Here is a 5594-nt window from a genome sequence, read left to right on the forward strand (position 1 = left end):
TCATTTCCATAATTGCCACCATTTTTTTGATGCTTCTTTTTTCTCTATCATTACTTTCTCCTTTAATTGTTCCTGAAAGATGGTGTGCTCATTTCTAAGATTTTCTATTTCCTCTTGAGGTTGATTATCTACCTTCTCCTTTTTTATATCCTTTGAGGGCATTTTAAGAGCTTTTAAACTATCATTCTCCGACTTGTATTCTTCTAGCAATTTTTTATCTTGCAAGGCTAGACGTTGCTGTTGGTCTAAGAGCTTTTGAGTTTGCTTTTGCGATTCCACCAAGCTTTTTATTTGTTCATCTTTATTTATATTTTGAGATTCAAGGTATTCAATTTGGTGTTTAAGACTGTTTAAATAATCATTTAATGAACTATTTAATTCAACACCTTCAATATTCATATTCGTTGTTATATTAGTTTTTTCTTGGTGTTTATCGGTATCTAATTCGCTGTTTGAACGACTGTTTAATTCAACACCGAGATTTTCTTTTATCTGTTTAACTGCTATAGCAGTTAATAACTTCATTCCGTTATTTCTAACTACATATTCGCTTGATATTTTAGAAACTTGATAATGAATTTTATTCTTGCTAACACCTAACTCATCCGCAAGCTCTTTGATTGTTTTTAAATTCTCACTCATGGCTTGCTCCTTTACCTCGAACATTTGCACGTTCTGGTTGTTCAAGGTCTTGTAATTTTACAGTTGGCAAGTATTGTTCAATCGCTTTTTTCAAATACTTCGCCATATTTCCTTTTGAATACGGTGCTTGCTTCTCACGTACATACGACAAATGCGTTTTCACGCCCTCAAGTCCTCGTAAGGCTTTCAGTTCATCATAGCGTGGATAGACGTTCTTTTGTAAGCCTGACATGAGTGCAAGGTCGGTCATTTCATACGGACTTAACAGCATGGAATCTAGCAACAAGCGTGTGTAGTTGCTTTGCATAGCTTCCGCATACAAAGCTTGTTCGGTTTGTTCTTTTTTTGCCTGCTCTTCTTGGTACAATGGATCATCTAACTTGTAACTGGTATCGTCTGCTTGCCATTTTTTCGTGATATGAAAGACAATCGAATCAATCGAACGTCCTTTTTTGATTTTGTCATAGGCTACATTCAAATGGGTGTATTGATTAATTTCTTTAAGAGGTGCATTTAATATCCATTTTGTAAAATCTGTCATATTTTTATATTCATCGACTGTATTTGTCATAGCTCGTAATTCTTGCATCGAAATAGACGGATGGCGGTAGGCTTCGACTTGCTCCTCTCTGCGCCCACCCTTAGAACTATAATGCTCGTATTGGTTATAGTGCATGGATAACCACTTATACAACACAATGCTGTACTTGCTGTTTAACTCCATAATGTCACTAATAGCATATTGGGTAAAATTTTGCTTCAAGTCAATCAAATAAGGCATAATCGCTTGGTCAAAGCGGATCGTGACTTCATCATCATAATCATTCCACTTGATATAAGGATTGGCACAATACTTTCAAATTCAAATCCTTTTCCAGTCTGCTCTCGCACTTCAAAATAAGCTTGTTTCTGCATTTTTTCAATGGCTTGTTTAAAGCGACTATGCTTGTCGTTGTCGGACACATCAAAGAAAGCAAACAATTCTTTTTTGGATAAGTAAATCGTATGGTCTTTCGGTGGATTGTCCGTATCAATGCACGATACCGCCAATTCAAAAATCTTTAGAGGGGTCTTATCCATTTTTGCTACGCTCGTAATCAAGTCATTGTGTTCCACGACTTTTCGTTTTGTCAGTTCATCCATGTACATCACCTGCTTTTTTACATGATTCGTTTCTGGTATACTGGCCATAGAAAATACGCTCCTTTGCGTGTTTTGGTTAGGCATAGAGAAAGACATTTTACAGTGGTATTTTCTCTATGCTCTTATTATAGCACTATATAGAGAAAAATAAATGCAACTTCTCTCTGTATACACAGTTTTTTCTCTCTGTATACACAGTTTTTTCTCTCTGTATACACAGTTTTTTCTCTCTGTATACACAGTTTTTTCTCTCTGTTTAATCTCGCAAACCCTTGCTAAAACTGCCTTTTTCGGCACGCAAAAGGTTTAAAAGATTTAAAAGATTTAAAATATATAAGATAAATTAAAAAGGCTTCGCCCTCTCGTTCACTTCGGTTAAAAAATCTAAAAGATCAAAATCGTACAGTAATAAATGCAAAAAGGAGTGAGCGAAAAACACGCTCACATTGTACTTGCAGCGTTCACTTCGTTCACTTGCGAAAAGAAAAGAGCAAACCCTCTTTTAGGGATTTTCTTGATTGGCTCTAATTGCTCGTATACGCTGTTTTAATTGTTTGACTAGATAAATACGCCTATCTGGCAATCAAACGCCTTACAGGCGGTCAGGGCAAGCCCTAACGACCCTTGAATTAAAAACCTACATGAATAATTGTTTTTTAATTCCAAACAAAACAGTTCATTTAAAATCAATTTAAACCCACTTTAAACCCACTTAAAATCGTTTCTAAGGCGTTTTAATCTTACATTTGAATAAATAGACGTTTAATATGAAAAACGCCTTAAAACGAATTTTATGACGTTTTTTGAGAAAATTGTTTTTTACCCGCACGTTTACTTTTGATTAAACTAGCGAAGTCTGTTTAATTAAAAGTAAATGTTTAGTTGAGCAAAGCGAAACCAGAAAGGAGCAAACAACATGACATTAGATTACAGAAAAACTTTGAAATTGAGATAATCAATGAATTTCAATCAGCGATTCACTCAAAAATGTTGAACTATGTTTTAAATAATGAACTCGATAAAAGTGATTCGACAAAACCTACAAGTAAATTTATTAAAACAATTATCAAACATGAACCAAATTAATTTATTTGAATTATCTTTAGAAGAATTAGAAGCCTATCACGACTATTTACGAACGATAAAAAAATATGCCGATAACATCACACGAACAGCGTGAGTTTTAACCAACACGCTTGACGATAGAACGAAATGTAAATTAAGTTTTATAGCACAATTACCACTAAATGAAATTTAGGGGTATAAGTGCGCCCTTAAAAATAAGGGGTGCGCCCTTAAAAATAAGGGGTGCGTTTCTACAAAATTAATTTGAGAAATATTCCCTTAGTGATTTTTACTAAGGGCGCACTTATACGCAGTAAAAAAATCTAGCGAATTTTTTCTACGTTGTGCTAAGGGCGCACTTACACCCACCAAAATTTTTTGGTGTCTATCGTGCTAAAAAAGAGGACAGATCACTCACGTGACGTGTTCACTTTTTCGTCAAGCGTGTTAGTTAAAATTCGCTTTGCTCATGTTAAAATCTTGTTGAACTAGTTTCTTTTATTGCTAGTAATTTTTTTACCTAGTTTTGTATTGGTGGCAAGCTAGCTTCCTAAACGGGTTTTTACTTTACGAGTTGGATAAGGTAAGTCATTCAGGATCAATTAGATCCACCCATTCAAATAAAGCGAACGACCCTAACACACCAAATTGGACTGTTTTTGATCCATACACTTCTAGAAATGCTTTCGCAGCCCGATCGTAAAAATGAAGAAATAGAAGATCATTAATTGGCTAAAAATTCCGAATAAAATAACAAGTTCATTCAGAATTGAAAGGAAACTTTCACAAAGTTTTTAAGAAAAAGACTGCTGTTAAATCAATCTTTTTCGGGGTGAAAAGAGGTAGACCAATTGACTTTCACAAAGAAAGCGCCTGGATCGGTTGATCCAGGCGCTACTTGGGTTAATACAGATTATGGTAACTAAGTCATTAAATAACTACTTAGTCAGTTTATTTCTCTGAGGAATCAAACACATCAATAATCAGTATTTGAAACAGATCTAAAAGATTGTATTCCTCAAATAATCCACTTTCATGAATTCTAATGATAGATTCGATTGATATTAAATTTAACCCTCGTTCATAGTTAGAAATAGATTTTGATGAGAGGGATACTTTTTCTGAAAAAGTTTCTATAGAAAGCTTTTTTTTATTTCTAAGTCTTTTTAAATTTGATCCTATTTTTATAAGATTAGAATTTTTAGGATCATATGGATTTGTTCTAGTCGTCATAATTAGGTACCTTGGTTCCTTTTTATTATTTTAATTCTGCTTTATAGTTATTGTATTAGCTAATAAAAAAATTTGGAGGAAAAATTATGAAAAATGAAAAGAAATTTAAATATGTGAGACAAGTAAAAATGGACAGTCCTTATCCTAAAGATAAATTAACTGTTCATCATTTATGGGTAGATGTAAACGAGTTACCAACTGGAATTCCTACAGAAGTAAATCCAAGGAATATAAATACTAAAACTAAAGTCTACAGGAAAATAGTTGATGGCTTAACTGAAAGTGACAACTCATTTTTTATAAACAACAGAGGTATCTTAATAGCTGCTAAAAGTGTCTCTGTAAATGCTATTGATAAAGTTTTATCATTGGATTTAGGAGACGATTCCGTTCAATCGAAAAGCCTATATGGTGTTTTAGATGGTGGACACACATATCATGCCGTTCTTCAAAATAGAAAAAATGTTCCAGAAGGTACTACACAGTACATTCACCTTGAAATTGTAACTGAAATTTCAAACATTGATGATTTAGCAGCTGCTAGAAACACAAGCGTTCAAGTATCTGATAAAGCCATTGCTGAATTAGCAGAAAAATTTGGGTTTGTAAAAGAATCAATAAAAGATGAGAACTATGCCAACCAAGTCTCGTATAGAGAAAACGAAACAGATAAACGATTAGATTCTGTAGACTTTGTTCGACTTATGTATGCATTTAATATATTTAAATTCAAGGATATCGAAAGTGTTAGTAATACGCAACCTATCTCTGCATACAGTGGAAAAGCAAATGTCTTGAAAGACTATTTAGAAAATTATGATAGAAAAGTTGATGGGAAAATAGAAAAAAATAATGATAATCCGTATTTAAAAATAGCACCGTTACTACCCAAAATAACAGAGTTATATGACACAATCGAAAAAGAAATGCCTACAGCTTATTTAGAAAGTATCTCCAATGGGAAATTCGGTAGAACAAAAGGTGTTGATGTTAAAAGTACAGCAAAAACAAAATTTTCTAATGAAAAAATAGATTACCAAATCTCGCAAGGATTAATATTTCCAATAATATCTGCATTTAGAGCTTTACTAGTCGAAAAAGAAAATACTTTAGAATGGGTAATAGATCCTATTGAAGTATGGAATGAAACAAGAAGTAAGTTGGTTAATAATACTATAGAAATGTCTAGACAGTTAGGTAATAATCCTCAAAGTGCTGGTAAAAGTTCAACGCTATGGTCACAAAACTTTGATGCTGTAAATACTGCAAAATTACAAATACAACTAAGAAAACTTCAGGAAAAGCAAAATTAATTATTTTTCGACTTGATATAACGTGATTTATGTTAAGTCAAAAAATTATCTTTAAAAGTTGTACTATTTATTGTACAACTTTTAAAGATAATTGGGGTGATAAAAATGGAAGCAGTTGCTTATTCTAATTTTAGACAAAATTTGAGAAGTTATATGAAACAAGTAAACGAAGACGCGGATCCAATCATTTATTGAGTC

At 32.9% G+C, this 5594-nt stretch carries 3 protein-coding genes and 3 pseudogenes; 3 read left to right on the forward strand and 3 right to left on the reverse strand.

Annotation, left to right across the window (positions count from 1 at the left end):
- Together CJZ72_RS14315 and CJZ72_RS14320 are read right to left on the reverse strand one after the other, a co-directional pair.
- Nucleotides 1-642: a hypothetical protein gene (locus tag CJZ72_RS14315; RefSeq protein WP_015065195.1), complete on the reverse strand. Its 642-nt coding sequence runs from the start codon at nucleotides 640-642 to the stop codon at nucleotides 1-3.
- Nucleotides 635-1833 (reverse strand): annotated as a pseudogene (locus CJZ72_RS14320) (RepB family plasmid replication initiator protein). Before CJZ72_RS14320 ends, CJZ72_RS14315 begins: the two are co-directional and overlap by 8 nt.
- Before the next feature lie 868 nt (nucleotides 1834-2701).
- Here CJZ72_RS14320 and CJZ72_RS15175 point away from each other — a divergent pair.
- Nucleotides 2702-2965, forward strand: a pseudogene (locus CJZ72_RS15175) (antitoxin epsilon).
- Nucleotides 2966-3801: 836 nt separating this feature from the next.
- Here CJZ72_RS15175 and CJZ72_RS14330 read toward each other — a convergent pair.
- On the reverse strand, nucleotides 3802-4083 hold the full coding sequence (locus tag CJZ72_RS14330) for a helix-turn-helix domain-containing protein (protein WP_015065197.1): 282 nt from the start codon (nucleotides 4081-4083) through the stop codon (nucleotides 3802-3804).
- 86 nt (nucleotides 4084-4169) lie between these two features.
- Here CJZ72_RS14330 and CJZ72_RS14335 point away from each other — a divergent pair, with 86 nt between their 5' ends.
- Complete coding sequence (locus tag CJZ72_RS14335) at nucleotides 4170-5396, forward strand: AIPR family protein (protein WP_015065196.1); 1227 nt, start codon at nucleotides 4170-4172, stop codon at nucleotides 5394-5396.
- A 105-nt stretch (nucleotides 5397-5501) separates the two neighbouring features.
- Nucleotides 5502-5585 (forward strand): annotated as a pseudogene (locus tag CJZ72_RS14340) (type II toxin-antitoxin system Phd/YefM family antitoxin); the annotation flags it as partial.
- Nucleotides 5586-5594: the final 9 nt, after the last annotated feature.

Origin of the sequence: Enterococcus durans, from assembly GCF_002277935.1 — a bacterium.
Taxonomy (GTDB): Bacteria; Bacillota; Bacilli; order Lactobacillales; family Enterococcaceae; genus Enterococcus_B; species Enterococcus_B durans.

Bases quoted from the DNA above. Each gene is read 5' to 3' on its own strand.
- CJZ72_RS14335 (WP_015065196.1), top strand. From the start codon at position 4,170: ATGAAAAATGAAAAGAAATTTAAATATGTGAGACAAGTAAAAATGGAC.
- CJZ72_RS14330 (WP_015065197.1), bottom strand. From the start codon at position 4,083: ATGACGACTAGAACAAATCCATATGATCCTAAAAATTCTAATCTTATA.
- CJZ72_RS14315 (WP_015065195.1), bottom strand. From the start codon at position 642: ATGAGTGAGAATTTAAAAACAATCAAAGAGCTTGCGGATGAGTTAGGT.